The sequence below is a fragment of the Streptomyces sp. PU-14G genome (genome assembly GCF_041028275.1).
In the GTDB taxonomy this organism is placed as follows: domain Bacteria; phylum Actinomycetota; class Actinomycetes; order Streptomycetales; family Streptomycetaceae; genus Streptomyces.
Genome location: NZ_JASKYT010000688.1, coordinates 1 through 1,283, shown reverse-complemented (window position 1 = coordinate 1,283; position 1,283 = coordinate 1). Strand labels below are relative to the sequence as shown.

General features: G+C 74.6%; 1 protein-coding gene. It reads right to left on the bottom strand.

Annotation, left to right across the window (positions count from 1 at the left end):
• A partial coding sequence (locus AB8Z75_RS34730) for a helix-turn-helix domain-containing protein (RefSeq protein WP_369209093.1) occupies positions 1-1,201 on the bottom strand: 1,201 nt, incomplete at its 3' end.
• Positions 1,202-1,283: the final 82 nt, after the last annotated feature.

The window sequence follows — 1,283 nt, the reverse complement described above, 5'->3', positions numbered from 1 at the left end:
GCCCTGGGCAGGCGGGCGACCCCCGGCCGCCCTCCTGCCGCGGGTCGCCCGCCTGCCCAGGGCCGTCCACGAGCAGAGGGGACTCGCGTCCCGGCGTGACGAGGCGGAGGAGAATACGGCGGGCCAGCTCGGCCTGAGCGGCGCTGAGTTCGCAGTAGACCTGCTCGGCGGTGCGGACGACGGCGCCGTGCAGCCCGCCCGCCGCCTCGTACGCGGTCTCGGTCAGGGCACGGCCGCTGCGGTGGCGCCAGGTCTCCAGCAGCGCGTGCGACATCATGGGCAGTCCGCCCGGGGCGTCCTCGACCTCGTCCAGGAGACGGTCGGTGAGGGAGCGTTCGACGATCAGCCCGTACGCGGTGGCCGGGCGGACGATGGCCTCCCGCAGCTCGGCGCGGGTCATCGGCCCGGCGAGCAGCGTGGCGTCCTGCAACGCCGCGGTCAGCCCGGGGTGTTCTGCGCACCTGCCGAGGAAGTCGGCTCGCACCGCGATGACGACGCGGAGACGGCTGTCGGCGTCGGCGGCGGCGACGAGGCGGTCGATGAACGTGTCCCGCTCGGCCGGGTCGGCACCGAGGGTGTACAACTCCTCGAACTGGTCGACGATCAGCCAGGTGTCGGCGTCGGTGCCGGGTACCGGCACGAGCCGCTCGGCGTGCGTGCGCAGCGGGTCCGCGCCGGGTGTGAGGATCCGTACGGCCGCGGGGATGGACTCACGGTCGCCGGCCCCCTCGCCGTCACGCGGAGTGCGCAGCCGAGGGATCAGGCCGGCGCGCAACAGTGAGGACTTGCCGCTGCCGGAGGGGCCGAAAACGGCGGTGAAACGGTGCTTGCCGTTCAGCTCGACCAGCCGTTCCACGAGCCGGTCGCGGCCGAAGAACAGTTCGGCGTCACCCGGTTCGAAACGGGTGAGACCGCGATAGGGCGGTCGGGAGGCCCCGTCGCCGTTGCCCTCGGCGGCCACCTCGGCCGACGCCTCGCGCCAGCGCCGCTCCCACTCGATCACGTCGCCGCCGCACGCCTTGACGTAGGCGAGCGTCACCGCGCGGGTGGGCAGTTGCTTCCCGGCCGCCGCCTGCGACAGCGCGGTCACCCCGTACCGCGCGCGCTGAGCCATCACCCGGTACGTGGGCTTCCCCGCGGACTCGCGCAACGCGCGCAACGCGGCGGCGAACCGGGGGACAGGACCCGCCTCGGGGTCCAACTCGCCCTCACTGCGCCCCGGCCCCGCTCCCGGTCCCGGCCCTCCTGGCCCTGGTGCTGTTCCTCCCGACACCTGCCCGCCC